This is a genomic window from Ancylomarina sp., from assembly GCF_041555295.1.
In the GTDB taxonomy this organism is placed as follows: Bacteria; Bacteroidota; Bacteroidia; order Bacteroidales; family Marinifilaceae; genus Ancylomarina.
Genome location: NZ_JBFFKR010000427.1, coordinates 1 through 2,134, shown reverse-complemented (window position 1 = coordinate 2,134; position 2,134 = coordinate 1). Strand labels below are relative to the sequence as shown.

2 protein-coding genes are annotated in these 2,134 nt (G+C 39.1%); one reads left to right on the top strand and one right to left on the bottom strand.

Features of this window, described 5'->3' with window-relative positions; all coding sequences use genetic code 11:
• Window positions 1-940, top strand: a 940-nt coding sequence (locus tag ABY905_RS16745; RefSeq protein WP_372645952.1) for a family 20 glycosylhydrolase, incomplete at its 5' end; no start/stop codon positions are given.
• Window positions 941-1,464: 524 nt separating this feature from the next.
• Here the strand turns inward: ABY905_RS16745 and ABY905_RS16740 are convergent.
• The coding region (locus tag ABY905_RS16740) for a hypothetical protein (RefSeq protein WP_372645950.1) at window positions 1,465-2,134 on the bottom strand (670 nt) is incomplete at its 5' end.

The following is a 2,134-nucleotide window of genomic DNA, read 5'->3' as shown; positions in this document are numbered from 1 at the left end:
GACAGATGATCAGGGCTGGCGAATTGAGATAAAAAGTTGGCCTAATTTAACCGCACATGGTGGAAGTACCCAAGTGGATGGTGGCAAAGGTGGATTCTATACGCAAGCTGAATATACCGAGATTGTAAAGTATGCACAAGATCGTTATATCACTGTCATTCCTGAAATTGATATGCCAGGACATACCAATGCAGCTTTAGCTTCCTATGCGGAATTAAATGCTGATGGTAAAGCCAGAGAATTGTATACCGGAACAGAAGTGGGTTTTAGTACATTGGATGCCAATAAGGAGATTACCTACAAATTTATTGATGATGTGATTGGTGAACTTGCAGCGATTACTCCAGGTGAGTATATTCATATTGGAGGTGACGAATCGAATGCAACAAAGAAAAAAGATTACATCAAGTTTGTAAACAGAGCTCAGGATATTGTGAATGCTCATGGTAAAAAGATGATGGGCTGGGCCGATATTTCTGCAGCCAATCTCAAGGATAATACCATTGCACAATTTTGGCATACCAGAACAAAAACGGCTTTGGATGCGGTGAAACAGAATGTGAAGATCATTATGTCGCCAGCCAAGAGAGCCTATATGGATATTCAGTACGATTCGATTTGTCCTTTAGGTTTACACTGGGCGGGTTATACCGAAGTTGATGATGCTTACAACTGGACTTTAGAAAGCAATGTGGAAGACATCAATAAAAAGGATATTATCGGAATAGAAGCGCCTCTTTGGACCGAAACGGTTGAAACCATTGATGATATTGAATATCTGGTTTTCCCACGTTTGCCAGGCTATGCCGAATTGGGTTGGTCGAATCACGCAGATAAATCGTGGGATGAATACAAGACGCGTCTAGGCAAACAGAAGACTCGTTTTGAACACATGGGAATTAATTATTATCCTTCGGCTTTGGTACCGTGGGAGGATTGATAGAATTAATAATGATGAGTTATGAATTATAAAGGGCATGCTTGTGTATGACAGTTATATTTTTGGATAGTTTCTCTTTTGTGTTCTATACATGAACCTTCTATAGGGGGGCAGAACCCTTTTTAAATATCTGTATTAGCATCAAGCTCACGCCTAACGGCAGGCTGACAAATCCGCCCATTCTTAATAATAATTCTGCATCCTTCAAATGTAAGGTATAGGATTCTAGTAGGAATAGACATTCTATTGTTTAAGAATAACTACTTGTAAGGACATACTAATTCACTGAAAAGCATTGAGCCCAAAGGGCTCGAATCCTATTAGCCCGAGGTAAAGTTACGGAGTAACTGCTGCCTCGGGTTATTTGCATCATGTAAATCCGTCGCACGGATAGAAGCCAATTAAAGAAATGAACCTGTTGCGACGGGATATATTTACATCAGAATAACAACAAGAAAGGCTATCTCTTAACGGATAGCCTTTGCTTTTGTATTTATTTTACGCTCTTGTTACATGCAAACGAATTAGTATCGGTTATAGAATCGTTTCAACTCATTGGTGAGTTGAGTATAGATCGGCTTTGTGAATTCCACAAATAAATCTTGTCTTGCAGGTGGAAGAATTGGTTCACTATCGCAAATTTTGAGTTCTTCTTTAGTTAAGGCTCTTTCGTCACCATTAAAGTGGCCCCATTCGCTATACCAAACATACTGGCCACCCAATTGTTTGGTATTGATGATTCGCTTGCTGTCTAATTCTTCAATATGTAAGGAAAGCAGGCCTTTAGAGATAACCTCACGTTTATGAACATATAGTTTGGCTTTTACCTTATTATAAACCTTAATGGTTTCACCATTTTTAAGTTTTGTGGAACCAACTTCAACACTATCAGCACTGATGACTTCCTTCTCGATATCAGTATCGTGTGTTTCCCCCACAACAAAATCTTCGAAACGCATAGCAATCACGTGATCGGGGTATTCTAATTTTTCCATTTCAGCTTGTTTGGGCGTGTAGAAACGCACAAATTTACGTCTGATATTATTGGTGATGTATTGCGTAACCTGATCTTGAAAGAATTCGGCACTAAAGCTATATTTTGCGGAGTTTACAGGGATATGCTCGATAATAACTTTTAGAGTTGCCATATATTCAGCTTCTTGCATTTTGGCTGTAGCATCCTTATAGTTAGGT